The sequence below is a fragment of the Microbacterium sp. Z10_103 genome (genome assembly GCF_058310455.1).
Genome location: NZ_JBZEGK010000001.1, coordinates 1,414,723 through 1,439,121 on the forward strand (window position 1 = coordinate 1,414,723; position 24,399 = coordinate 1,439,121).

21 protein-coding genes, 2 tRNA genes and 1 pseudogene are annotated in these 24,399 nt (G+C 68.6%); 9 read left to right on the top strand and 15 right to left on the bottom strand.

Features of this window, described 5'->3' with window-relative positions; all coding sequences use genetic code 11:
• Complete coding sequence (locus AC4FS2_RS06620; protein ID WP_491152613.1) at positions 1 to 1,608, bottom strand: ABC transporter substrate-binding protein; 1,608 nt, start codon at positions 1,606 to 1,608, stop codon at positions 1 to 3.
• Positions 1,609 to 2,510: 902 nt separating this feature from the next.
• Between AC4FS2_RS06620 and AC4FS2_RS06625 the strand changes: the two genes are divergently transcribed.
• The 3 genes from AC4FS2_RS06625 (at position 2,511) to AC4FS2_RS06635 (ending at position 5,935) form a co-directional block, all read left to right on the top strand.
• Positions 2,511 to 2,744, top strand: coding sequence for a DUF559 domain-containing protein (locus AC4FS2_RS06625; RefSeq protein WP_491176807.1), 234 nt, complete (start codon positions 2,511 to 2,513; stop codon positions 2,742 to 2,744).
• Between the two features lie 369 nt (positions 2,745 to 3,113).
• Positions 3,114 to 5,684, top strand: coding sequence for a valine--tRNA ligase (gene valS, locus AC4FS2_RS06630; RefSeq protein WP_491152609.1), 2,571 nt, complete (start codon positions 3,114 to 3,116; stop codon positions 5,682 to 5,684).
• A complete protein-coding gene (locus tag AC4FS2_RS06635; protein WP_491152607.1) occupies positions 5,684 to 5,935 on the top strand; it encodes a hypothetical protein in 252 nt (83 codons plus the stop codon). Before valS ends, AC4FS2_RS06635 begins: the two co-directional genes overlap by 1 nt.
• On the opposite strand, the gene AC4FS2_RS06640 is transcribed toward AC4FS2_RS06635, so the two are convergent.
• Both AC4FS2_RS06640 and AC4FS2_RS06645 read right to left on the bottom strand, forming a co-directional pair.
• Entirely contained in the window at positions 5,932 to 7,257 is a 1,326-nt protein-coding gene (locus AC4FS2_RS06640) for an MFS transporter (protein ID WP_491152604.1), read from the bottom strand. The genes AC4FS2_RS06635 and AC4FS2_RS06640 overlap by 4 nt on opposite strands.
• Positions 7,257 to 7,388 (bottom strand): hypothetical protein, encoded by a 132-nt coding sequence (locus AC4FS2_RS06645; protein ID WP_491152603.1) that lies wholly within the window; start codon positions 7,386 to 7,388, stop codon positions 7,257 to 7,259. Before AC4FS2_RS06645 ends, AC4FS2_RS06640 begins: the two co-directional genes overlap by 1 nt.
• Before the next feature lie 157 nt (positions 7,389 to 7,545).
• On the opposite strand from AC4FS2_RS06645, the gene AC4FS2_RS06650 reads away from it, so the two are divergent.
• On the top strand, positions 7,546 to 9,597 hold the full coding sequence (locus tag AC4FS2_RS06650; protein ID WP_491152601.1) for a M3 family metallopeptidase: 2,052 nt from the start codon (positions 7,546 to 7,548) through the stop codon (positions 9,595 to 9,597).
• Between the two features lie 6 nt (positions 9,598 to 9,603).
• On the opposite strand, the gene AC4FS2_RS06655 is transcribed toward AC4FS2_RS06650, so the two are convergent.
• The 7 genes and pseudogenes from AC4FS2_RS06655 to AC4FS2_RS06685 form a co-directional block, all read right to left on the bottom strand.
• Positions 9,604 to 10,716 (bottom strand): epoxide hydrolase family protein, encoded by a 1,113-nt coding sequence (locus AC4FS2_RS06655; RefSeq protein ID WP_491152600.1) that lies wholly within the window; start codon positions 10,714 to 10,716, stop codon positions 9,604 to 9,606.
• A 42-nt stretch (positions 10,717 to 10,758) separates the two neighbouring features.
• On the bottom strand, positions 10,759 to 12,027 hold the full coding sequence (gene clpX / locus AC4FS2_RS06660) for an ATP-dependent Clp protease ATP-binding subunit ClpX (protein ID WP_491152598.1): 1,269 nt from the start codon (positions 12,025 to 12,027) through the stop codon (positions 10,759 to 10,761).
• Between the two features lie 146 nt (positions 12,028 to 12,173).
• Positions 12,174 to 12,848, bottom strand: a complete 675-nt coding sequence (locus AC4FS2_RS06665; protein WP_491152596.1) for an ATP-dependent Clp protease proteolytic subunit — start codon at positions 12,846 to 12,848, stop codon at positions 12,174 to 12,176.
• A 32-nt stretch (positions 12,849 to 12,880) separates the two neighbouring features.
• Positions 12,881 to 13,492 (bottom strand): annotated as a pseudogene (locus tag AC4FS2_RS06670) (ATP-dependent Clp protease proteolytic subunit); the annotation flags it as partial.
• Between the two features lie 69 nt (positions 13,493 to 13,561).
• Positions 13,562 to 14,053, bottom strand: coding sequence for a tetratricopeptide repeat protein (locus AC4FS2_RS06675; protein ID WP_491152594.1), 492 nt, complete (start codon positions 14,051 to 14,053; stop codon positions 13,562 to 13,564).
• 65 nt (positions 14,054 to 14,118) lie between these two features.
• Entirely contained in the window at positions 14,119 to 15,642 is a 1,524-nt protein-coding gene (tig, locus tag AC4FS2_RS06680) for a trigger factor (RefSeq protein WP_491152591.1), read from the bottom strand.
• A gap of 74 nt (positions 15,643 to 15,716) precedes the next feature.
• Positions 15,717 to 15,790: transfer RNA gene (locus tag AC4FS2_RS06685), tRNA-Pro, on the bottom strand.
• A 326-nt stretch (positions 15,791 to 16,116) separates the two neighbouring features.
• Here AC4FS2_RS06685 and AC4FS2_RS06690 point away from each other — a divergent pair.
• Positions 16,117 to 16,190: transfer RNA gene (locus AC4FS2_RS06690), tRNA-Gly, on the top strand.
• 616 nt (positions 16,191 to 16,806) lie between these two features.
• Positions 16,807 to 16,968: a hypothetical protein gene (locus AC4FS2_RS06695; protein WP_491152590.1), complete on the top strand. Its 162-nt coding sequence runs from the start codon at positions 16,807 to 16,809 to the stop codon at positions 16,966 to 16,968.
• Positions 16,969 to 16,983: 15 nt separating this feature from the next.
• On the opposite strand, the gene AC4FS2_RS06700 is transcribed toward AC4FS2_RS06695, so the two are convergent.
• The 3 genes from AC4FS2_RS06700 to AC4FS2_RS06710 are packed head-to-tail and all read right to left on the bottom strand — an operon-like array spanning position 16,984 to position 20,052.
• Complete coding sequence (locus AC4FS2_RS06700) at positions 16,984 to 17,340, bottom strand: A1S_2505 family phage non-structural protein (RefSeq protein WP_491152588.1); 357 nt, start codon at positions 17,338 to 17,340, stop codon at positions 16,984 to 16,986.
• 9 nt (positions 17,341 to 17,349) lie between these two features.
• The gene (locus AC4FS2_RS06705) at positions 17,350 to 17,901 is read right to left on the bottom strand and encodes a gamma carbonic anhydrase family protein (protein WP_491152586.1); all 552 of its coding nucleotides are present in this window, start codon (positions 17,899 to 17,901) and stop codon (positions 17,350 to 17,352) included.
• 9 nt (positions 17,902 to 17,910) lie between these two features.
• Positions 17,911 to 20,052, bottom strand: a complete 2,142-nt coding sequence (locus AC4FS2_RS06710; protein ID WP_491152584.1) for an acyltransferase family protein — start codon at positions 20,050 to 20,052, stop codon at positions 17,911 to 17,913.
• A gap of 149 nt (positions 20,053 to 20,201) precedes the next feature.
• Between AC4FS2_RS06710 and AC4FS2_RS06715 the strand changes: the two genes are divergently transcribed.
• Positions 20,202 to 20,684 (top strand): Dps family protein, encoded by a 483-nt coding sequence (locus AC4FS2_RS06715; protein WP_491152582.1) that lies wholly within the window; start codon positions 20,202 to 20,204, stop codon positions 20,682 to 20,684.
• A 54-nt stretch (positions 20,685 to 20,738) separates the two neighbouring features.
• Here AC4FS2_RS06715 and AC4FS2_RS06720 read toward each other — a convergent pair whose 3' ends face one another.
• Positions 20,739 to 22,229, bottom strand: a complete 1,491-nt coding sequence (locus AC4FS2_RS06720) for an amidohydrolase (RefSeq protein WP_491152580.1) — start codon at positions 22,227 to 22,229, stop codon at positions 20,739 to 20,741.
• Entirely contained in the window at positions 22,226 to 22,861 is a 636-nt protein-coding gene (locus AC4FS2_RS06725) for an FMN-binding negative transcriptional regulator (RefSeq protein ID WP_491152578.1), read from the bottom strand. Before AC4FS2_RS06725 ends, AC4FS2_RS06720 begins: the two co-directional genes overlap by 4 nt.
• Positions 22,862 to 22,949: 88 nt before the next feature.
• Here AC4FS2_RS06725 and AC4FS2_RS06730 point away from each other — a divergent pair, with 88 nt between their 5' ends.
• Positions 22,950 to 23,702: a MerR family transcriptional regulator gene (locus AC4FS2_RS06730; RefSeq protein WP_491152576.1), complete on the top strand. Its 753-nt coding sequence runs from the start codon at positions 22,950 to 22,952 to the stop codon at positions 23,700 to 23,702.
• Positions 23,703 to 23,808: 106 nt separating this feature from the next.
• The gene (locus AC4FS2_RS06735) at positions 23,809 to 24,363 is read left to right on the top strand and encodes a small multidrug efflux protein (RefSeq protein WP_491152574.1); all 555 of its coding nucleotides are present in this window, start codon (positions 23,809 to 23,811) and stop codon (positions 24,361 to 24,363) included.
• The last annotated feature ends 36 nt before the right edge of the window (positions 24,364 to 24,399 follow it).

The window sequence follows — 24,399 nt, forward strand, 5'->3', positions numbered from 1 at the left end:
TCAGCCGACGGTGACGTCGGAGAACAGCGGGCGACCGTACAGGTCGAAGGTGAGCCCCGACACCGTCTCGCCGACGGCGGTGATGAACGACGGGCTGTACAGCGGCACGATCGCGACGTGCTGCGCATTCCACTGCTGGAGCTGCGCGTAGATCGCGGTGCGCGCATCCTGGTCGGTGGCGGCCACGCCCTCTTCGAGCAGGGCATCCACGGCAGGATCGCTCACCTGGGAGGCGTTCTGGAAGCCGTCAGTGTGCAGGTGACTCCGCAGCAGATCGGGGTCCACCCCGGAGAATCCCCAGTCCGTCAGATCGAAGGTCTTCGGCCCGTACTGCTCGTTGTAAGCGCCCGGCTCCAGCACCTCACGAACGACTTCGAAACCCACGGCCCTCAGATCCGACTGGATGGCGTTGGCCAGCGCGACGCGATCGTCGGGCACGGGCGTCCACGCGATCCACCGCGCGGAGAGCCGCACGCCGTCCTTGACGCGGTAGCCGTCAGCATCGCGCTCGGTCCACCCCGCCTCATCCAGAAGCTCGCCGGCCACCTCGGGATCGAACTCCCACGTGCCCTCCAGCGAGGGGTCATAGGCGGGGGTGGTGGGACCGAGGATGCTCCAGGCCCGAGGGAACTGGCCGTGGAAGATCTCGGTGACGGCGGTGTCGACGTCGATGGCGCGGGCGAACGCCTGGCGCACCCGCTCATCGGCGAAGACACCATACTTCTCGTTGAGATACAGGGAGTAGGGCAGCCCCGGGTACGCGATCGAGTCGATGGTGACGGTGTCCGGCAGCTCCACGGCGAGGTTCGGCGGAATGTCGGTCGCCAGATCCGCTTCCCCGCTTTCCACCACGCCCGCTCGCACGGCGGCCTCGGGGAGGATCTCCACCCGCAAGGTCTCGAACTGCGCGGCGCCGCCACCATCCGGCCCCCACGCGTAATCGTCATTGCGCGTGTAGACGATCTCTTGGTCGGGGGTGTATTCGGTCAGTTCGAAAGGTCCGGTACCCACCGTGATACCCGGGCCGCCGGCCTTCAACTGGTCGGCGGATTCCTCCAGCACGGCCGGCGAATAGAAGCCGAGCAGAGCCGTGCTCGCCGCCTGCAGGAACGGCGCATACGGCTGGGTGAAGCTCACGCGGACCGTGTGGTCGTCCACCACCTCCGTGCCGGCGTAGAACTCGCCACCGAGCATGCTCGCCGCCTGCGCCGACGCGGTCTCCGGGTCGGCGATGCGGTCGAAGTTCGCCTTGACGGCCGCAGCATCAAACGCTTCGCCGTCGTGGAAGGTCACGTCATCGCGCAGCGTGAAGACATACGCGGCGCCGTCGTCCTCGATTTCCCACTCCTCCGCGAGCCAGGGAGAGAACGTGCCGTCCGCTTCCTGATGGACGAGGGAGTCGAGCACCGTGCGCTGGACCATCGCCGAGACGTCGAGCTGGCTGGTCTGCGGATCCATGTGCCCGGCGGACAGGTTCGCGCCCTCGATGGCCCACACCACCTCGTCGCCGGCTTCTTGTCCCGCGGGGGCGCACGAGCTGAGCACGAGCGCGCCGAGGAGGCTGAGGGCTGCGGCCGGGACGACCCGGCGCGAGGTACGGAAGGGCATGGCAAAACCTTTGAACGAAGGTGGGAACGGCGTCAACCGTATCGGATTCCTGGACGCGGTCGAACAACGCCGGCCGCGGCTCCCGCATTCCCCCCATCGCGCCCGGATTTGGCCGACCGGCGGAGCGGGCGGAATTCGAGGAGATCTCGCGTATCGAGGGCGAGGTTGCCGCATCCGCCCCTCGATTTCTGCGATCTCCTCGATTCCCGAGTCGGCCAGTTCTCCTCCCCAGGGTGCGCGGGAGTGACGTTATGCACCGGTGCACCCCCGGCTCCCTCGCGGCATCCCCACCGGGGTGAGGATCCCAGGATGGATGTCCTCGGATGGGTGGCCGCACACGGCGGCGTGGTGCGGACCTGCGACCTTCGCCGCGCCGGTGCGAGCGAACACCGCATCAGGCAGGACATCGCCGCAGGCCTTCTCATGCGGCCCCGCGGCGGGTGGGTCGCGCTCCCCTACGCCGATCCGGATCTGATCGCCGCGGCGCGCGCGGGAGTCGTCCTCACGTGCGTGACGCTGGCAGCGCGGGCGGGGCTGTGGGTGCTGCGCAACAGCGACGATCACCATGTCGCGGCGCCCCGGCATTCCGGCGCTGTGACCGCCAAAGGAGCACATGTGCACTGGGCGGAGCCGCTGGTCCCCCGCATCCCCGGCGCGCTCACGGATGCGCCGGAGAACATGCTCGCGCTGGTCGCCGGGTGCCAACCCTACGAACGTGCCCTGGCGACATGGGAGTCGGCGATAAAAGCGGGAATGGTCGACCTCCATCAGCTTCGTCGACTCCCCCTCACCGGCACCGCGCGGGAAATCGCCTGGGTTGCAACGCCTTTCAGCGACTCCGGGCTCGAGACGTTCGTGCTCATCCGTCTCCGGTGGATGCGGCTGCCGATCGTGCCGCAGGCGTGGATCGCCGCCACAGGGTGGATTTCCTCATCGGTGACAGGCTCGTCCTGCAGATCGACGGCGCGCATCACGTCGGGCAGCAGCGGGCAGAAGACATCGCGCACGACGCGCTCCTCACCACGATGGGGTACCACGTCATCCGGGTCGGTTACATCCAGGTCGTCGACCGCTGGCATGAGGTGCAGGGGCTCGTCATGCAGGCCGTCGCTCAGGGGCTGCACCTGCCGCGCTGACCGTTTTTCGAGGAGATCCCGCAAATCGAGGAGCCGGATGCGGGGTCCGCTCCTCGATATCGGAGATCCCCTCGATTCCCGTGCCGCGCTGAGCTTCCGCCCGCGGACTGCGCGGGCCATTCCCCGCACGCGAACCGCCCAGCCCCGAGGCGGGCGCGGGGTCGGCGCCCACGTTTTTCGAGGAGATTCCGCAAATCGAGGAGCCGGATGCGGGATCCGCTCCTCGATATCCGAGATCCCCTCGTTTTCCGCCGGCTCGCGGGCGTCCCTCACGCGCGTGCACGAAGACCGGCCGCGGGCGGGCGGTAGAATCGAGCACGCCCACACTCAGGCACGCTCACACAGTGCCGCACATATCGAGGAGTTCCCATGGCCGACGCGCACATTCCCGACAAGCCCGCCCTGGAAGGCCTCGAACGGAAGTGGGATGCCGCGTGGACGGAACGCGGCACGTACCTGTTCGACCGCGCCCGTGCCGTCGAAGCCGGTCGCGGCGGCGTCTTCTCCGTCGACACTCCCCCGCCGACGGCGTCCGGGAGCCTCCACATCGGCCACGTGTTCAGCTACACGCACACCGACGTGAAGGTACGTTTCGAGCGGATGCGCGGAAAGACGGTGTTCTACCCGATGGGGTGGGATGACAACGGCCTGCCCACCGAGCGCCGCGTGCAGAACTATTACGGCGTGCGGTGCGACCCGTCGCTGCCGTATGACGCGGAATTCGCCCCGCCGTACGAAGGCGGCGACAACAAGTCGAGCAAGGCGGCCGACCAGGTGCCCATCAGCCGGCGGAACTTCATCGAACTCTGCGAACGGCTGACGGTCGAAGACGAGAAGACGTTCGAGGCGCTGTGGCGCTCGCTCGGACTGAGCGTGGACTGGACGCAGACCTACCGCACGATCTCCGACGACACCATGCGCACGAGCCAGCTCGCGTTCCTGCGCAACCTCGATCGCGGCGAGGCCTACCAGGCGCTCGCGCCGACGCTGTGGGACATCGACTTCCGCTCGGCGATCGCCCAGGCGGAGCTGGAGGACCGCGAGCAGCCCGCCGCGTACCACCGCCTCGCCTTCCACGGCCGCGAGAGCGACGTCTTCATCGAGACGACCCGCCCCGAACTGCTGCCCGCCTGCGTGGCCCTCGTCGCCCATCCCGACGACGAGCGGTACCAGCCGCTCTTCGGCACGACGGTGCGCACGCCGCTGTTCGACGTCGAGGTGCCGGTGTTGGCCCACCCGCTTGCCCAGCCCGACAAGGGGTCGGGCATCGCGATGATCTGCACGTTCGGCGACGTCACCGACATCATCTGGTGGCGCGAGCTCGACCTGCCCAACCGCACGATCCTCGGAAAAGACGGCCGCGTGCTGCCCGAGGCCCCCGACGTGGTTCAGACGGATGCGGCGAAGGCCGCGTACGCGGAGCTCGCCGGCAAGACGGTGTTCAGCGCGAAGAAGCGGATCGTCGAGCTCCTGCAGGAATCGGGCGAGATGGTCGGCGACCCGAAGCCTTTCACCCACGCCGTCAAGTTCTTCGAAAAGGGCGACCGGCCGCTGGAGATCGTCTCCACGCGCCAGTGGTACGTGCGCAACGGCGCCCGCGACGCTGAGCTGCGCGAGCGCCTCATCACGCTCGGCCGCGACATCTCGTGGCATCCCGACTTCATGCGCGTGCGCTACGAGAACTGGACGAACGGACTCACCGGAGACTGGCTCGTCTCGCGCCAGCGGTTCTTCGGCGTTCCGATCCCCGTCTGGTACGCGCTCGATGAGAGCGGTGAGCGCGATTACGGGCGCGTTCTCACACCTGACCTCGCGAACCTCCCCGTCGACCCGACCACCGACGTGCCGCCGGGGTACACCGAAGACCAGCGGGGCGTGCCGGGTGGGTTCGATGCCGAGCGCGACATCTTCGATACCTGGGCGACGTCCTCGCTCACGCCGCAGCTGGCCGGCGGATGGCAGCGCGACGAAGAGCTGTGGAACACCGTCGCGCCGTTCGATCTGCGCCCCCAGGGGCAGGACATCATCCGTACCTGGCTGTTCTCCACGCTGCTGCGCAGCGCCCTCGAGGACGGGCGCGCTCCGTGGACGGATGCCGCGATCTCCGGCTTCATCGTCGACCCCGACCGCAAGAAGATGTCGAAGTCCAAGGGCAATGTGGTGACGCCCGCCGACATCCTCGTGCAGCACGGTTCCGACGCGGTGCGGTACTGGGCCGCCTCGAGCCGCCTGGGGACGGATGCCGCCTTCGACCCGCAGAACCCGACACAGATCAAGATCGGGCGGCGCCTGGCGATCAAGCTCCTCAACGCCGCGAAGTTCGTGCTGTCCTTCCCCGTGCCGGAGGGCGCGGAGGTGACGCACGCGCTGGACGCCTCGATGCTCGCGACGCTGGACGGCGTGGTTCGGGAGGCGACCAAGGCGCTCGAGGGGTACGACCACGCGCGCGCACTGGAAGTCACCGAGTCCTTCTTCTGGACGTTCTGCGACGACTACCTCGAGCTCGTCAAGGAACGCGCCTACGACCCCTCCTCCGACGTCGGCCAGGCGTCGGCCGCCCTCGCGCTGAGGATGGCGCTGTCCACCCTCATCCGCCTGTTCGCGCCCGTGCTCGCGTTCGCTGCCGAAGAGGCGTGGTCGTGGTTCAACGATGGCTCTGTGCACGGCGCGGAGTGGCCGGAGCCGGTCGGGATCGACGGTGACCCGGCGATCCTCACGGCCGTGGGTGAGGCGTTGATCGGCATCCGTCGGGCGAAGACCGAGGCGAAGGTCTCGCAGAAGACCCCCGTGGAGTCGGCGACCGTCGCCGGCCCCCATTCCGCTGCCCTGCAGCTCGCCGAGGGCGACCTGCGCGCGGTCGGCCGCATCGCGTCGATCACATTCACCGACGCCGAGTCCACCTCGGTGCTCGACATCCGCTTCACCCCCCAGGAGGACTGATGCAACTCGGAACCCGCTGGACCTCCGGCCAAACCCCGCCGTCCGCCGTGCCGGAGGTGCTCCACGCCCAGATCGCCGCTGTCGAGCGCCTCCTCCCCGCCGACCAGCTGGCGCACCAGCCGACGCCGCGCTGGACGCTGACCTGGCTGGAACACCGCCCCGTCGCCGAACTGGACACCGGTGTGATCGTCACGGTCGACCCGAACGGCGAGGTCGTCGTGCGCAAGGACGACGACACCGGCATCTCTTAGTCGTCCTCGACCGGCAGGGCGCCCGCCTCGGCCCCGGCTTCCCGCGTGCCCCGGATGAGAAGCCGCGAGCAGGCCAGCGTCGTGATGAGGACCACCGCGGCGGCGACAACGAACGGCAGCCGCAGATCGACGCGCGCCACGACGCCCCCGAGCACGGTGGCGACGGGGAAGAGTCCCCATGTCAGCATCCGGATCACCCCCAGCACCCGTCCGAAGAGCATCGGCGGCACGATCTGCTGTCGAAGGGCGGACCAGGGGACGTTCCAGAGCGACACCGCGAAGGCGAACACGGCGAACGACACGACGGCGACGACCACCCCGGGCGCCAGCCATATCGCCGTCATCCCCGCCACGGCCACGAGGTTCGCGCCCAGCATGACCGGGCCGCGGCCGAAGCGGCGCACGAACCATGCTGCGAGGACCGACCCGAGGATGGCGCCCACTCCCAGGCCGGCCGTGACGAACCCGATGGCCCCGGGGGCGACCCCCTGTTCGTCGAGGAAGTACAGCAGCGTCGTCGCCTGCGCGAAGCTGAACGCCGAACCGAGGACTGAGACGAACACCACCATGGCCCGGAGGTAGCGGTGCCGCGCGAGATAACGGAGAGCGTCCCGCGTCGGGACTCGCGCGGGGGGCGCAGGGACCGCGCCGGGGGCCGAGGGCGGTTCAGCCGAGGTCGACGGAGGCGCCTGGCGGAGCGGTCGCGCGGCCGTCACCGGCAGGAAGAGGGCGAGTACCACCGGCACGAGGTATCCGGCCGCTCCGCACCACAGCGGCAGCGCGAGCGCGACGGCGTAGAGGACTCCCGCGATCGGCGTGGCGACGAAATTGTCGATCGTGACCTGCGCAGTCTGGATGCGCCCGTTGGCGCGCTCAAGCTGATCGCGACGAACGACGCCGGGGACGACGGCATTGGTGGCGTTGTCGAAGAGCGTCTCGCCCAGACCGAACAGAAGGGTGCCGGCGAGCAGGGCGGCCACCGTCACGTCACCGGTCACCCCGAGAATCGCCAGCCACAGCGCGGCCGCGCCCCGCAGCCCATTCGCCGCGGCCATCACCATCCGGCGATCGAAGCGGTCGACGACCATGCCCGCGGGAAGGCCGAACACGAGCCAGGGCAGGAAGGCGAGAGCGCCGAACAGGGAGATGGTCAGCGGGTCACTCGTGAGGGTGGTCGCGACCAACGGCACCGCGGTGCGCCCCACCCCGTCCGCGAAATTGCTGAAGGCGGCGGCGGTCCAGAGCTTGCCGAAGTCTCGTCCCAGGCCGTCACGCGCTGCCCGTCGACGACGACGATCAGGGCGAGCCCCTGTCAGTGCCATCACGGAATCAGGTCCGGATGCACGCCGGATCCGGCGTCGCGCTGCGGTTCCGCACCGCCGCCGCGCGGGAGGAGACGCTCCGCCCCCGACCCGTCCAGAGCTCGGTATGCCGGTATGGCGTGAATGGTCATGTCAGGGTCCTTCGGCAATGCCTTCAGCGGAATACGTGCAAGTCCTCGTTGTCACAAGCTCCGCCTCCGCCTTCCCATTCCCGCTTCCGCGGACCCGGTGCGCCGCCGCCGGGCTCCGCGGCGCTGCGAAGCCCCGGACCCTGGCTACGCTGGCGAGATGGACCGCACCAACCCGCTGCTCACGGCCAGCCCGCTCCCCCACGGGCTCCCCGATTACGCCGCCATCCGGACCGACGACTACCTCCCGGCCTTCGAGCAGGCGATGGCCGCGCAGCGGTCAGCCGTCGACCTCATCGCCCGGGCCGCAGAGCCCCCGACGTTCGAGAACACCTTGCGGGCGCTGGAGGACAGTGGCGAGAAGCTTGAGCGCGTCGCCCACACGTTCTACACGGTCTCATCGGCGGACGCGACGCCGGAGATCCAGGACATCGAAGAGACGCTCGCCCCGCTGATGTCCGCGCATCAGGACGCCATCGCGCTGAATGCGGAGTTGTTCGCGCGCATCCGAGCGATTCGCGACCGCCTCGACGAGCTGGACCTGACCGACGAGCAGCGCTATCTCGTGCACCGTCGATTCCGGGAGATGTCCCGCGCCGGCGCAGGTTTGAGCGAGGACGAGAAGTCGGTCCTCATGGACATCAACCAGCGACTCTCGGTCCTGACCACGACGTTCGAGAAGAATCTGCTGGCGGACACCAATGATCTCGCGGTCGTGTTCGACGACGCAGCCGAGCTCGACGGGCTGTCGGAGGGTGAACTCTCCGCGGCCGCTCAAGCCGCCGACGATCGCGGACTTCCCGGAAAGTACGTCGTCACACTGACCCTGTTCACGGGCCATCCGTATCTGTCCACACTGACCGTCCGCGACAGCCGCCGACGACTCCTCGAGGCCTCCCGCTCCCGCGGTACCCGGGGCAACGCCCACGACAATCGCGACGTCCTGCGGGAGATTGCGCGCCTCCGCGCTGAACGGGCGCAGCTGCTCGGCTACACCAGCCACGCCGCCTACGTGACGGCGGACCAGACCGCCGGCTCGCCCGAGGCCGTCCACGGGATGCTCCGCCGGCTCGCTGCCCCCGCCGCCCGCAACGCCCGCCGAGAGGAGGAGACGCTGCAGCATCTTCTCGACGAGGAACACGGCACGTTCACCCTGGAGGCGCACGACTGGGCGTTCTACACCGAGAAGGTCCGCGCAGCGGAATACGACCTCGACCGCACGGCGCTCCGTCCCTGGTTCGAGGCAGAACGCGTGCTGCAGGACGGCGTCTTCTTCGCCGCGGAACGCCTTTACGGCATCCGATTCCGTGAGCGGGATGATCTCACCGCGTACCACCCGGACGCCCGCGTGTTCGAAGTTTTCGAGCCCGACGGCTCGCCACTCGGCTTGTACGTCCTCGACCTTTACACCCGCGACACCAAGCGCGGCGGCGCCTGGATGAACTCCATCGTCACCCAGTCCGAGCTCCGCGGCACGACGCCCGTCGTGGTCAACAACCTGAACGTCTCCAAGCCCGCCGCCGGAACCCCGACGCTCCTCACCCTCGACGAAGTCACGACGCTCTTCCACGAGTTCGGGCACGCACTGCACGGGCTTTTCGCGCGTGTGACGTATCCGCACTTCGGTGGAACGGCGGTGTTCCGCGACTTCGTCGAGTTCCCCAGCCAGGTGAATGAGATGTGGATCTTCGACCCGGAGGTCCTGGCGAACTATGCCCGGCATGTCGACTCGGGCGAGCCCCTTCCCACCGATGTCGTCGACCGGCTCCACGCGTCCGAGGCGTTCAACCAGGGCTTCGCCACGAGCGAGTATCTTGCCGCGTCCTGGATCGACCAGGCGTGGCACGGGTTGTCGGCGGCGGACGCGGCCGCGGACATCGACGTGTCCACGTTCGAGCAGGCGGCGTTGGCCGACATCGGCCTGGACAACCCGGTCGTGCCCCCTCGCTACGCCTCGACGTACTTCCAGCACGTGTTCTCGGGCGGATACAGCGCCGGATACTACTCGTACATCTGGAGCGAGGTTCTCGACGCCGACACCGTCGAGTGGTTCCGGGAGAACGGCGGCCTGCGCCGCGACAACGGCGACCGATTCCGGGCGCGGCTGCTCGGAGTGGGCGGGGCGAAGGATCCCCTGGAGGCCTACCGCGACTTCCGCGGCCGCGACGCGGACATTCAGCCGCTGCTGGAACGTCGCGGGCTCACCGACTGACCGCACTCACGGCAGCGACCCCAGAAACGCGCGGATGCGGGAGGCCAGCTCCTCCGGGATCTCCGCGGCCGTGAAGTGCCCGCCCGCCGCGAGGCGCTCGAAGACGCGCAGATCCCGGTAGAACCGGCGGGCGAGCACCTCCGGGTAGTCGTGCTCGTGCCGTTGGATGAACACCGCCGCCGGGACGTCGGTGGGCGCCATGGGCTCCGGCTGATCGGCGCCTTCGTAGTACGGGCGGAAGGACGTTCCGATGGACTGCGTGACCCAGTAGATCATCGCTTCCGTGAGAAGCCGCTCCCGGCTGATGCGTGCTTCGATCCGGGCCGGGTCACCGGGGGCGACGTCAGCCCACTCGACGATCTTTTCGACGAGCCACGCCAGCAGACCGGCCGGCGAGTCGTTCAGCGCCGTCGCAAGGGTGTCGGGTCGTGTCGCCTGGATCTGGCCGTAGCCTCCGTGGAGCTGATGATCAGCGGCCAACCGCTCGAAGAAGGCCTGCACGTCGGGCTCGTCGGCCCTCGCGCGCTCCGCCGGGGAACCGAAATGCGCGTGCGTGGCCACAATCGCCCGCACCGCGTCGGGGTGGGTCGAGGCGAGCAGGTCGCTGACATTCGCCGACACGTCCTCCCCGTAGGTCACATAGCTCCGGTAGCCCAAGACCTTGGTCATGAGGGCGTGCATGGTCTCCGCGAGGCGGAGTTCCGTCATCGGGGCATCGGCGTACGGCTCCGAAAACGCGAAACCGGGAAGGCTCGGGAGGACGACATCGAAGTCGGGAAGACGATCGGCCAGCTCGAGTTGGAGTGCGAACGTGTGCGGCCACCCGTGCATGATCAGCAGCGCGGGCGCGTCCGGCGCCGTGGACTTCCGGTGCACGAAGTGCAGGCGGGACCCGTCGATCCCGGTGAGGTACTGCGGATGCGAATTGAGCCATTCCTCCCGCGCGCGCCAGTCGAAGACGATCCACGCATCCACGAGTTCGCGAAGGTAGGCCGCTGTCATCCCCGACGGCATCCGCCTCGGGGAGTCAGCGAGCAGCCGCGCACCGCGCAGACGCGCCCGCAGATCGTCGAGGACGTCGTCCGGAACGGAGATACGGAAGGGCCTGGGCGTGCTCATTCCGCCACGCTAGAGGCACCCGCCGACAGCGGAGTGGCTGAGTCAGGCGCTCTTGCGCTTCTGGTGCAGCACGAGCGTCGGAGTCGCGCCCTCGTTCACGGACGGCTGAGTGATGATCACCTTGGCCACGTCGTCGGCCGAGGGGATGTCGAACATGATCGGCCCGAGGACGTCTTCGAGGATGGCGCGGAGCCCGCGAGCGCCCGTCTTTCGGCCGACAGCGAGATCGGCGATGGCACGCAGGGCGTCTTCCTCGAACTCGAGCTGCACCCCGTCGAGCTCGAACATGCGCTGGTACTGCTTCACGAGGGCGTTCTTGGGTCCGGTGAGGATCTCCATGAGCGCGTCCTGATCGAGCGGGTGCACCGAGGCGACGACGGGCAGACGTCCGATGAACTCCGGGATGAGACCGAACTTGTGCAGGTCTTCGGGCAGGACCTCCCCGAAGAGGTTGAGGTCGCCGCCCTTGTCGTGCAGTGGGGCGCCGAAGCCCACACCGTGCTTGCCGACGCGGGAGGAGATGATCTCCTCGAGCCCGGCGAAGGCACCGGCGACGATGAACAGAACGTTCGTCGTGTCGATCTGGATGAACTCCTGATGAGGGTGCTTGCGCCCGCCCTGCGGGGGGACCGAGGCGACGGTGCCTTCCAGGATCTTCAGCAGTGCCTGCTGCACGCCCTCCCCCGACACATCGCGGGTGATGGAGGGGTTCTCGGCCTTACGGGCGATCTTGTCGACCTCGTCGATGTAGATGATGCCGGTCTCGGCGCGCTTCGTGTCGAAGTCAGCGGCCTGGAGGAGCTTGAGCAGGATGTTCTCGACGTCTTCGCCGACGTAACCGGCCTCGGTGAGGGCCGTGGCATCCGCGACGGCGAACGGCACATTGAGTCGCTTCGCCAGCGTCTGGGCGAGGTAGGTCTTGCCACACCCGGTCGGGCCGAGCAGCAGGATGTTGCTCTTGGAGATGTCGACGTCTTCGGCGCGCTGTTCGGCGGGCTGGAGCGTGCCGTGCGCACGGATGCGCTTGTAGTGGTTGTACACGGCGACCGAGAGCGCACGCTTGGCCGCGTCCTGGCCCACCACGTACTCCTCCAGGAAGGAGAAGATCTCGCGGGGCTTGGGCAGGTCGAACTCGGAGACGACGCCGGCGGAGGACTCGGCCATCCGCTCTTCGATGATCTCGTTGCAGAGTTCGACGCACTCGTCGCAGATGTAGACGCCGGGGCCGGCGATCAACTGCTGGACCTGCTTCTGGCTCTTTCCGCAGAAGGAGCATTTGAACAAGTCGGCGCTCTCACCGATGCGTGCCATCCGGCTCCTCCTCCTTCGGCAGGGTCATACAGGATGCTTCGAGCCTAACCGCTGGGGCCGACATCGGAGCGTATTGCGACGGCGACGGATCGGCGCCGCCTGGAACGCCGAAGCCCCGCCGGTGTGCGGCGGGGCTTCGGATTCGATCAGCGGGTGAGAGCGGCCGCTGGGGTTCGCTTGCGCGTGGTGAGGACCTGGTCGACAAGTCCGTACGTGACCGCCTCTTCGGAGGAGAGGATCTTGTCACGGTCGATGTCCTTGTTGACCTCCTCCTGCGAGCGGTGGGAGTGCTTTGCGAGCGTCTCCTCGAGCCAGGTGCGCATCCGCATGATCTCCTGCGCCTGGATCTCGATGTCGGAGGCCTGACCGTGGCCGGCCTCGCCCATCGCAGGCTGGTGGATCAGGATGCGCGCGTTGGGCAGCGCGAGTCGCTTGCCCGGCGCACCGGCGGCCAGCAGGACAGCGGCAGCCGAGGCTGCCTGTCCGAGGACGACGGTCTGGATCTGCGGCGAGACGTACTGCATCGTGTCGTAGATCGCGGTCATCGCGGTGAACGAGCCACCGGGCGAGTTGATGTACATGATGATGTCGCGGTCGGGGTCCTGGCTCTCCAGCACCAGCAACTGCGCCATCACGTCGTCGGCGGACGCGTCATCGACCTGCACACCGAGGAAGATCACGCGGTCTTCGAACAGCTTGTTGTACGGGTCCTGGCGCTTGTAGCCGTAGGCCGTGCGCTCCTCGAACTGCGGGAGGACGTAGCGGCTGCCGGGCATCTGCAACGCCTGCGGGTTCGCGCCGCCGAATGTGGGTGTCTGCATATCGGGAATGTCCTTCTTTTTCGACGCGGGTCTCAGGCTGCCGGTCCGCCGTCGGCGGTGCCGCCGCCACCGATGACGTCGGTCGCGGATTCGCGGATGTGGTCGACGAAGCCGTACTCCAGCGCCTGCTGGGCGCTGAACCAGCGGTCACGGTCGCCGTCCGCGTTGATCTGCTCGACCGGCTTGCCGGTCTGCGCAGCGGTGATCTCGGCGAGCCGCTTCTTCATGTCGAGGATGAGCTGCGCCTGGGTCTGGATGTCACTGGCGGTACCGCCAAAGCCACCGTGGGGCTGGTGCAGCAGGACGCGGGCGTTGGGCGTGATGTAGCGCTTGCCCTTCGTGCCGCTGGTCAGCAGCAGCTGACCCATGGAAGCCGCCATCCCGATACCGACGGTGACGATGTCGTTGGGCACGAACTGCATCGTGTCGTAGATCGCCATGCCGGCCGTGATGGAGCCGCCGGGCGAGTTGATGTAGAGGTAGATGTCCTTCTCGGAGTCTTCGGCAGCCAGCAGAAGGATCTTGGCGCAGATCTCGTTCGCGTTGTCGTCGCGCACCTCTGAGCCAAGCCAGATGATGCGGTCTCTCAGCAGCCGGTCGAAGACGCTTGTTGCGACCAGGGGTTCGGGCATGTGTGCTCCTGTTTCCGTTCGATCTGGGTTCGAATCTACCGGCGCGTCAGAGGCCCGGTACGCGTGTTCGCCGTCGGCAGATCAGGCGCGTCCTTGCGCGATCTCCCGCGCATAAGCGGTCACGGCGCGGGTGTACATCGGCAGGTGAGGCGCCAGGCTCTGCAGCGCGACGGATGCGGCGCGATCGGGCTCGCCCGCGGACACCAGCGCAAGGCTCAGGAACGCCGCAACCGCGTCGCGCAGGGGACTCCCCGCCGCGCTGACGGACTCCTCCTCCAGCAGGGCGACGGCCTCATCGGAGCGCCCCAGATTGCGCAGCGTGCTGGCCAGCTGGATGACCGCCTGCGTCCGCAGGTCCTCCGGGAGGCCCCCACGGAGCGCGGCCCGGTAGAGCGGCTCGGCCTCTGCTTCCCGCCCGGCCGCGTCGCGGGCGCCCGCCCGCTCGAACAGCGCGCGCGGGTCGGTGGGGTCGCGCTCCGCGGCCAGCGCATCGATCGCGGCGATGCGCTGGCCGTCACGCAGCGTCGCATCGTCCCAGACGGCCGCCACGCGGTCATCCCATGTCTCGGTCACGATCGTCCTTTCATGCAGAAGGGGGTGGATGCCGCAGCATCCACCCCCTTCTTACAAACCGCGTGTCACTCTGCGGCGTCGGTCTTCTTCTTCGCCGGGGCGCGCTTCTTCTTGGCGGGCTTCTCCTCGGCCTCGATGGCCTCGCCTGTGCTGGGCTCGGGCGAAGGCTCGGCCTCGGCGGCGGCCTTCTTCGCGGGGGCACGCTTCTTCTTGGCCGGCTTCTCCTCGGCTTCGACGGCTTCCTCGTCCGCGGCGGCGTCAGCGATCTCCTGGGCTTCCTCGACGACGTCTTCCTCGGCCGCCGCTTCGTCCTCGATGGCGACGAAGCCGCTGAGGTCGACCGGGTTGCCGTTGGTGTCGACGACGTTCACCCGGGCGAGCGCGACGGCCAGGGCCTTGTTACGCGCGACCTCGCCCATGATGGCGGGCAGCTGGTTGCCCTGCTGCAGCGCGTCGACGAACTCCTGCGGCGCCATGCCGTACTGCGCAGCCGACTGGATGAGGTACTGGGTCAGCTCGTCCTGCGACACCTGGACATCCGCCTCTTCGGCGACCTTGTCCAACAGCATCTGCGTACGGAACTGCTTCTCGCTGGCCTCGGCGACCTCGGCGCGGTGCGTGTCGTCCTCGAGACGGTTCTCGTTCTCGAGGTGGGTGTGCACCTCGTCTTCGATGAGCTGCGGCGGCACGGGGATCTCCACCTGGGAGAGGAGCTCGTCCACCAGCTTGTCGCGGGCGGCAGAGCCCTGCGTGAAGTTGGACTGCTGAGCGACGCGGTCCTTCAGGCTCTCGCGCAGCTCGCCGATGGTGTCGAACTCGCTGGCGATCTGCGCGAAGTCGTCGTCGGCCTCGGGGAGCTCGCGCTCCTTGACGGCGGTCACGACGACCGCGACCTCGGCCTCTTCGCCGGCGTGGTCTCCACCGACGAGCTTCGAGCGGAAGGTGGTCTCCTCGCCCGCGGTGAGCGACTCGATCGCCTCGTCGATGCCCTCGAGGAGCTCACCGGAGCCGACCTCGTAGGACACACCTTCGGCGCGGTCGATCTCGGTGCCGTCGATCGTGGCGACGAGGTTCAGCTCGACGAAGTCCCCCGTGGCGGCGGGGCGGTCGACGGTCACGAGCGTGCCGAAGCGGGCGCGCAGGCGGTCGAGCTCCTCGTCGATGGCGGCCTCGTCGACCTCGAGAGCATCCACGGTGATCGTGATGCCTTCGTAGGCGGGCAGGTCGAACTCGGGACGAACGTCGACCTCGACGTCGACGATGAGATCGCCGGAGAAGTCCTTCAGTTCGGGAAGCTCGACGATGTCGGCGTTCGGCCGGCCGAGCACGCGCAGGTTCTGCGCCGCGACGGCCTCACGGTAGAACTTGTCCAGTCCCTCGTTGACGGCGTGCTCGAGAACCGCGCCGCGCCCGATGCGCTGGTCGATGATCGGAGCCGGCACCTTGCCCTTGCGGAATCCCGGAATCTGCACGTCCTGCGCGATGTGCTCGTACGCGTGCGCGATGCTGGGCTTGAGCTCGTCGGGCGAGACCGTGATGTGCAGCTTCACCCGCGTCGGGGTGAGCTTCTCGACGGTGCTGTTGACCATGCCTTTTCGTTCTCCTTGTGATGGTCCGCGCGCAGAAGCGGCGGTCATACGTTTGGGTCTGAGGGATCCGACCGTCGGGGCGACAGGATTTGAACCTGCGGCCTCCCGCTCCCAAAGCGGGCGCTCTACCAAGCTGAGCTACGCCCCGGGCGGTGCGCACGTGCGCGCACGACGAACGTCCCCCGGAAGTCTAGTCGATCCGCCCGTGCCAGATCTGTGCCCACATCCCGAAGCCCTTCGGCGGCACGTCCGTTGCAGCCTCGCTTGCGCCGATGCGCACGGATGCGGCGCGGGCGGCGCGGCTCCGGAGCGGGCGCGGTGCGGATGTGGCGCGGGCGGCGCCGGTGCGGAGCGGGCCGGTGGGGGCGCGGTGCGGGCGCGGTGCGGATCCGGTGCGGGCGGCTCGCGAGTCATGCGTCCAAGAGCGGCGCGGCGTTCGGTTAGACTCGGGGATGCTGCGGCGCAGGCCGCTGCGGGGATGTAGCTCAATGGTAGAGCCTCAGTCTTCCAAACTGATGGTGCGGGTTCGATTCCCGTCATCCCCTCCACATCCGCGAGAAACGACAATCCGGACGAGACACCACGCGCCGCGTGACGTCTCGTCCGGATTCTTGTTTCTCGGAGCGGGACGCGGGGGGCGGTCGGAGGCTCCGCGCGCCTCGCCGCCGCAAGCGAGGGCGCGGGGACGCCGCCATCCCCCGCGAGACCCCCTTGGGCGTCTACTCGCGATGTGCGTGGGCCGTGGCTCGTGCAGTTCGGGAGGAGATGTGCGTTCGGGAGGACCGAATCCGACGACTCCGTCCTCCGCAGTGCACATCTCCTCCCGAGCTGCTCCCTCCGGAGCTGCCCGCCGCACGCTGTGGGCGCTGCGCGCGCAGGCCGTGGCGGCAGCGCACCGCAGCGCACGCCGACGCACGCCCACGACCATCAGGGCCTACCGGCACGTGCAGGTCGGGAGGAGATGTGCGTTCGGGAGGACCGAATCCGACGACTTCGTCCTCCGCAGTGCACATCTCCTCCCGAGCTGACCGCCGCGCGCCGCGCGGGAGCGAGACCCGAGGGGCGGCGGGGTGGCTTCCTGTTATCACCCCGTACCAAGGGAGGAGGCGAACATCGTCCTTCCGGGTGATGTGCCGCCACACGAGCGCCGCTTAGCGTCGCACCATGGACGTCTTCGCGCTGTTCCACCCGTCCGCACACGACGCGCGGCTGGACTGGCAGACGCGGAACCAGCTTCCGGCCCCCGCCCCATCTGCGGGTGAGGGGCCGCGGCTCGGCGAGATCCAGGATGGGCGCATCGTCATCGAGGTCTCCCCCGCCCCCTGACGCGGGCCCGGCCCCTCATTCGATCGCGGCGACGAAGCTCTCCGGCAGCACGACGTTCTCCGGTGCGCCCGCGAAGAACCCGGCCACCTGCTCGGGCGTATAGCCGGCGATGCCGCAGCCGACCTCGGTCACGAGGAACCTCAGCTCCGGATGCTGCCGGGCGAAGTCGAGGAACCGCCCGGCCTGCTCCTCGAACACGCCGAGACCCGACATCGTGTCGATGCCGTACGACTGGCCCTGCAGCCCTTCGGACTGGCCCCAGACCGCACCGAACCGGTCATACGCGAACCGCGCTGCTCCCCCGCCATGCGCGCCGGACGCGTTCGACCCGAAGACGAAGACCTCGCCCGGCTGCAGGACCTCGATGCGCATGGGCCGACGCTACGCCGGGTCCGCCGCCGCGTCCACGGCCGCCGCGTGCGTGCGGACGTGGTCACGGTAGATGTCCGCGTTCGCACGCAGGCGGGCGCGTTCCTCGCCGGTCAGCTCGCGCCGCACTTTCGCGGGCACCCCAGCGACGAGGGAGCCGTCCGGGATGACGCTGCCCTCGAGGACGACGGCGCCCCCGGCGATGAGGCATCCGGCGCCGATGACCGCGCCGGAGAGAATGACGCTGCCCATGCCGATGAGCGACCCGTCGCCGATCGTGCACCCATGGACGACCGCGTTGTGCCCCACCGAGACGTTCTCGCCGATGCGCACCGGGTGTCCGGCATCCACGTGCACCGACACATTGTCCTGCAGATTGCTGCCGGCCCCGATCGTGATGGGGGCGCTGTCGGCCCGGAGAACCGCGTTGTACCAGACGCTCGACTCGGCGGCGAGAGTCACATCACCCACCACACGTGCCCCCGGTGCGACGAAGGCGGACGCATCCACGGAGGGGGTCGAACCAGGGAGGGCCAGAACGGTGGCGTCGGCGGCGATCGTCATGAGGCGAGCCTACTGAGAGCCCGCGAGCGCCTCCCCGACCGCCTCGGTGAACCACGGTGCCAAGGTGTCGGCGAACGTCACGGTCAGGTGGTCCTGATCGCGGTACACGTTCGCGCCGCCCACGACCGGCGAGCAGAGCTCCTCCGTGCAGTAGACGTCGGTGAAATCGAGCAACGTGACGCCCTCGGCACCCTCCGCGGCAGCGCGCAGCGGGTCGTCCGCAACGAGCACCTCCGACCGCGCTCCCTCGCACGACGCGGCATCTCGCGTGCGCAGGCACTTGTTCGGGTCGGTCTCCCACACCGGGTTGTCCACGACGGTGATCACCGGGACGCCGCGGTCGGTCATCGCCGACCACGCCTCGCGGTAGCCCGCGACCGCCGCGTCGAACGAGGAGTCGTACCCCGCGGCGGAGAACGGCGTCGTGGCGAGGGCCGCCGTGAAGACCGCGTCGACGTCGGCCTCCTGCAGCTCGGTCGCGACGCTGTCCCGCCACTGGGTGCAGGCGTCTCCGAAGGACCCGGGCGTTGACAACGGCGTCGTGTTCCACGGGCAGGCACCCTTGAAGAACGTCGTCAGGTGCCATCCCTCGTTCTCGGCGATCCGCTGGAAGGTGGACAGCAGCTGGTAGGCGTGGCTGTCACCGACGAGGGCGACGGTCGGAGCATCCGGATCGTCCGAACCGAACTCGCACAACACCGCGCGGGCGTTGTTCAGCTGCACGAAGCACTGTTCGTCGGCGGGGCGATCGACGCCGGCGAAGCCGGGCGCGGGCAGGATCGTGTCGTCCCATTCCGTTCCGGCGCAGCCGGCATCCAGCACCGCGGCCGCCCCGAAGCACTCCGGGGGATCTTCGCGCAGCTGCTCGAGCGCCTGTACGCCATCCCGATACGCCGGCGCGTTCACGGCCCACGCCCCCGCGGCCACCGCGCCCACGACCACCATCGCGGCCAGTGACGACCACAGGGTCACGCGCGCGGGGCGGGATGTCAGCACACGCCACGAGCGCGCCGGATCCTCGACGAAGCGCTTGGTCAGCCACGCGAGCACGAAGCACAGCACGAGGAGCGCGACACGGTGGTAGATCGTCAATCCCCAGAACGGCACCGACGGTGCGATCACGATCAGCGGCCAGTGCCACAGGTACAGCGAATAGGAGATGTTCCCCACGAACTGTGCGGGGCGGAGGGCCAGCACCCGGGTCGGGTACCACCACCGTTTCGTATTGGACGCAGCGATGATCGCGGCGGCTCCCAGGGTCGGGAGGGCGGCGGCGTAGCCGGGGAACGGGGTCTGGCCGTCGAAGCGGAACGCGACGTAGAGCAGCACAAGAACGCCGCCCCATCCGAGGATGAAGCTGACCACCGGATGCTGCACCCGCAGCAGCGGGACGAGGGCGAGCATCGCGCCCACCCCGAACTGCCACATCCGCCCGAAGGTCACGAAGTACGCCGGTGCGGGGTCGGTCAGCGTGAAGAAGACGCAGAAGACGAACGAGGCGATGGACACGACACCGAGGACGATCACCACGGTGCGGCGCGTCGATCCGTGGAGCCACTTCACCGCGATCCACGCGGCGAGGAGCATCAGCAGGGGCCACAGGACGTAGAACTGCTCTTCGAGAGACAGCGACCAGTAGTGCTGCACGGTGGTGGGCTCCCCACCGTGGCCGAGGTAGTCGGCGGAGTTGAGGGCGAGGAACCAGTTCTCCACGTAGAACGTGGATGCGACGATCTCCTGCACCTCGTTCGGCAGCGCGGATGTCGGCGTCAGGTACGGGGACATCGCCACGATCGCGCAGAACAGCAGGACCAGGAGGGATGCGGGAAGAAGCCGGCGGGCGCGTCGGGCCCAGAACTGGCCCAGGCGGACGGTACCGGTCGCCGTCAACTCGCGCATGAGGTGGGACGTGATGAGGAAGCCCGAGATCACGAAGAAGATGTCGACGCCGACATAGCCGCCCGGCAGGCGCCCCGGCCAGAAGTGGTAGAGCACGACGAAGAGGACCGCGATTGCGCGCAGGCCCTGCACATGCGGAAGGAACCGCGCCGGCTCCGCGTGCTCGGGCGAACGGTCCACGGGGATGCGGCGGCGCACATCGGCCGGATCGCCGAGGTGCTGCGGAGCGGGGGTCGGGTCGGCGGAAGGCACCACTCGACGGTAGTCGACACAGCAGGCGGTCCCCGGGATTTGCGCGGGTTCGCGCGGATGTAAGCCCAGCCTTCGCTTGCTTGCGGAATGTTCCGCCCTGAGTAGCGTTGGTCCTCACGGGCATCTCCTGCCCAGTACGGAGGCGAGAAATGACTCACACGCAGACCACACCGGCCACCGCTGCCGACCCCACCGTGGCAGCAGCCGCCGCACAGTTCCTCAGCCCGGTCGTCGTCGGGCTGACAGCCCTGTCGGTCAACGGCAAGCAGGCGCACTGGAACGTGCGCGGATCCAACTTCATCGCGATCCACGAGCTCCTCGACACCGTCGTGGAACACGCTCGCGAATGGTCCGACGACGCCGCCGAGCGGATCGTCGCACTCGGCCTCCCCGTGGACGGTCGCCTGACGAGCGTCGCCGAGAAGTCCACGTCGGCCGTTCGCGCGGGCTTCACGCAGTGGGAAGAGATGGTGCGCGACGTCATCTCCGACATCGACACCGTACTCACCGACCTGCAGGTCGCCATCGACGGCCTCGACGAGATCGACCTCACGAGCCAGGACGTCGCTGTCACCATCAAGGAAGGCCTGGAGAAGGACCGCTGGTTCCTCTTCGCCCACCTCGCGGAGTAATCCGCCACGTTCGAAGCCCCCGGCCGCCGCAGAGCAGCCGGGGGCTTCGTCGCGTCAGGCCGCGAAGGTGACGCGCCCGGCGACGAGCGTGGCGGTCACCCGCATTCCCCGCATCCCCGCCTCGTCGGCGGTCCGCGGGTCGCTCTCACAGAGCGCGAGATCAGCCAGGGCGCCCGGCTCGATCCGTGCGCCGGAGGTCGAACCTCCCGCCGTGGATGCCCCGAGGGCGGTATCCACGTCGATCCGCTCGTGCGGCCGCCACGGCTCCCGCCCTCCCCGCGTGCGGAACACCGCGCCGGCGATCGCCGCCCACGGATCGAGGGGGGAAACGGGTGCGTCGGATCCGAACTGCAGGTTCGCGCCGCTGTCGGCGAGGGAGCGCAGCGGATACGGGTGCGCCGTCTGACCCGCCCACACGGTGTCGGTGAGGTCGCGGTCATCCAGCGCATGTTCCGGCTGCACGCTGGCCGCCACGCCCAGGCGGGCGAACCGGGGGATGTCCGTGTGCGCCACGAGCTGCGCGTGCTCGATCGTTCCTGTGGCACCCGTGGCCGCGAAAGCGTCGAGCGCGGACGTGTTGGCCACGTCGCCGATCGCATGGACGAAGCACGCCAGACCTGCCCCGGTGGCGCGGCTCATGAGATCCAGCAGCGTCTCGGCGTCCACCGTGAGGACCCCGCGCTCGCCGGTTTCCGGATAGGCGTGTGAGCAGGCGGCCGTGCGGGTACCGAGCGAGCCGTCTGTGATGACCTTGAATCCGCCCGTCCGCACCAGCCGGGAGGTGCTGCCGCGAACCGCGTCGCCGCTGCGCAGTCCTTCGGCGATCGCACGGTCCAGATCTGAGGGGTAGATGCCGTACGACACCCGGAGGGTGTCGAATCCCTGGGAAGTGCGGCGCATCCAGGCCTCGTCGTTCCATGCCATGTCGAGGTCGACGATGCCGACCACGCCACGCGCGGCGGCCTCCTGCGCGAGGCGATGGACCTGACGGTCACCCGCCGTCGCGTCGACGGCGTTGAGTCGACGCGAGACCTCGAAGGCGCCCTCCTCCCGGAGCATCCCGTCATCGTCGGCGCGCAGACCTTCGCGGCGAAAGGCGGCGGAGTTGAGCCACGCACTGTGCACGTCGGCGTTGACAAGGTAGGTCGGCACCTCGCCGGTGGCGGAATCGAGCAGCTCGAGGGTCGGAGCATCCGCCCAGAACGCGTCACGGAAGCCGACGCCGATCCGCCGGCCGTCGATCGGCGCGGCGGCACCCATGATCGCCGCCGCCTCGGCGGCGGAATCCGCGGACCCCAGCGGCACGCGTACCCCCGCCATCGCGGCCTGGAGCATGTGGACGTGATGGTCCCAGAGGCCGGGAATCAGCCACGCGCCCTCTGCATCGAGCACCGCGCCGACCGGCGGGAGTGCCCCCGATGGTGCGATGTCGGTGATGCGCCCGTCGGTGACGAACACGTCGACCGGACCGTCGTCCAGGAGCATTTCGCGGCCGGCCCCCGCTACGCGGGCACCGCGGATGGTGCCGATGGCCTCCCCGATCATGCGCGGGGTCGCGCGTCGGCGGCGCGCTGCATCTCCGCGGCCAACCGCGCGTCGGCGTACGGACCCGATGCGGAGAGTTCGGCGATGATCGTCTCGACGACCTCCGGTGTCTTGTTCTGGCTGAGCTTGCGCTTGGCGACGACGCGCCGCGGGGTGAGGCGGAAGCCGACGGTCCCCTTCTCCAGGCGCTCGACGAAGGTCGCGTCGTTGGGGAGCTCCCACAGCTGCCGCGGCTGCGGCAGCCGGTTTTCGAACCGCGCCACGAGGCGGTCGAGGATGCGGAGGTTCTCCTCGGGGCTGAGCAGCTCGGGCACACCGGTCAGGTGTGCCGAGACGAAGTTCCACGTGGGGACGGATGCGACGTCGCCGTACCAGCCGGGCGAGATGTAGCCGTGCGGGCCCTGCACGACGACGAGGAGCTCACGTTGGCCGAGGCCGTGGATGAGGTCGTCGGGCTTGCCCACATGCCCGACGATGGTCAGGTCGTCGCGGTCGTCGTCCAGGAGGACGGCGTAGTGCGACGCGACGAGCCCCTCGTCGGTGGCACTGACGAGGGTGCCCCAGGGGTTCTCCTCGACCAGCCGCCGCAGCTCGCCCACGTCCGTCATCGCGAAGCTCGGATTCTGCCGCATCCGGCCAGCCTACGACCCGCGCTCGACTCGATGCCGAACCCTCCTCCTGCACCGTTCGGTACGTTTGATGCCATCGAAGGAGTCGCACGTGGCGTGGAGTACTCGTGAACTCGCCCACCTGGCGGGGACGACGGTGAACACAATCCGGCACTATCACCGGTTGGGCCTGCTCGATGTCCCTGAGCGCAGGTACAACGGTTACAAAGAATACGAGGTACGGCATCTGGTGTGTCTCCTGCGTATCCGGCGTCTCGTCGATCTGGGGGTACCGCTGTCTCAGATCGGGGAGGTGGCCGCAGGTGGGGGCAGCACGCCAGAGGCGCTGAGGGATCTGGACGCTGAGCTTGCGGCGAGGATCGAGCGCTTGGAGCAGGCGCGGTCAGATATCGCGGCCATCCTGCGCGACCGTGCGCCGGCCGACGCACCCGCAGGCTTCGAGTCCGTGGCGTCACAGCTCTCCGAGGCCGACAATTCGATCCTCCACATCTATACGCGGTTGTACGACGAGGACGCGCTCGCGGATGTGCGGAAGATGGTCGAGGCCGACACCGACGCCGTCGGCGCCGAAATCGACGCGCTCCGCGCGGATGCGGACGAGGCGACCAGGCGGCAGCTTGCCGAACGGCTCGCGCCGGTGATCGCGCGGAACATGATCGACTACCCCTGGCTGAACGATCCGAAGGCGCACCTGTCGAAGGGCCCGCAGGTCACGCAGCAGACGTTCATAGACGCACTCGTGGAGCTGTACAACCCCGCTCAGCTCGACGTGCTGGGCCGTGCCAGCGTCCTCGCCCACGAGCAGCTCCGCCGCGCATCCGAACAGAGCGGGGAGGCTGACTGACATCCCTGTCGGCCAGCGCTTGACCATGTCCTGAGAACACGGTTTCTACTGGGGATCAGCCGGGACAGATCCCGGCGTCTCGCCATCTCTTCAAGGAGCCGTTCCGATGAATCCCATCGAAGAACTCGTCCAGAACTTCCAGAATCTCGTGGCCCAGGTGCCCGAACTCATCCAACCGTTCATCGTCATGCTCGCCGGCGCCATCCCCTTCATCGAAGGCGAAGGAGCGGCCATCATCGGCATCGTCGGCGGAATCAACCTGTTCGTCGCCGCGATCGCTGCGGCAGTGGGCAATTTCGTCAGCGTGCTCCTCGTCGTGCTTCTCAGCTCGGGTGCACGAACCGCCGTCGTCAACCGCCAAGCCAGCCGGACCGCCGCCGTGGGCAGCGCCGGAGGCGTGACCACGATGGAAGCGCCCGTCGCGAAACCGGAGTCGAAGGGACGCCTGCGCTTCCAGAAGATGCTCGTCCGATTCGGTGTGCCCGGTGCCAGCATCCTCGGCCCCCTGGCGATCCCCACCCAGTTCACCTCCGCCATACTCGTGGCCGGCGGGACCTCCCGAGCGTGGGTGCTGCTCTGGCAGGGCATCGCCATCGCCATCTGGACCACGGTCGCGACCGTCTCGCTGTGGCTCGCGCTCCAGGTCGTCCTGGGGGCGTGAGCCTCCCTACCTCGGTCGACTCGCCAGAAAACGTCG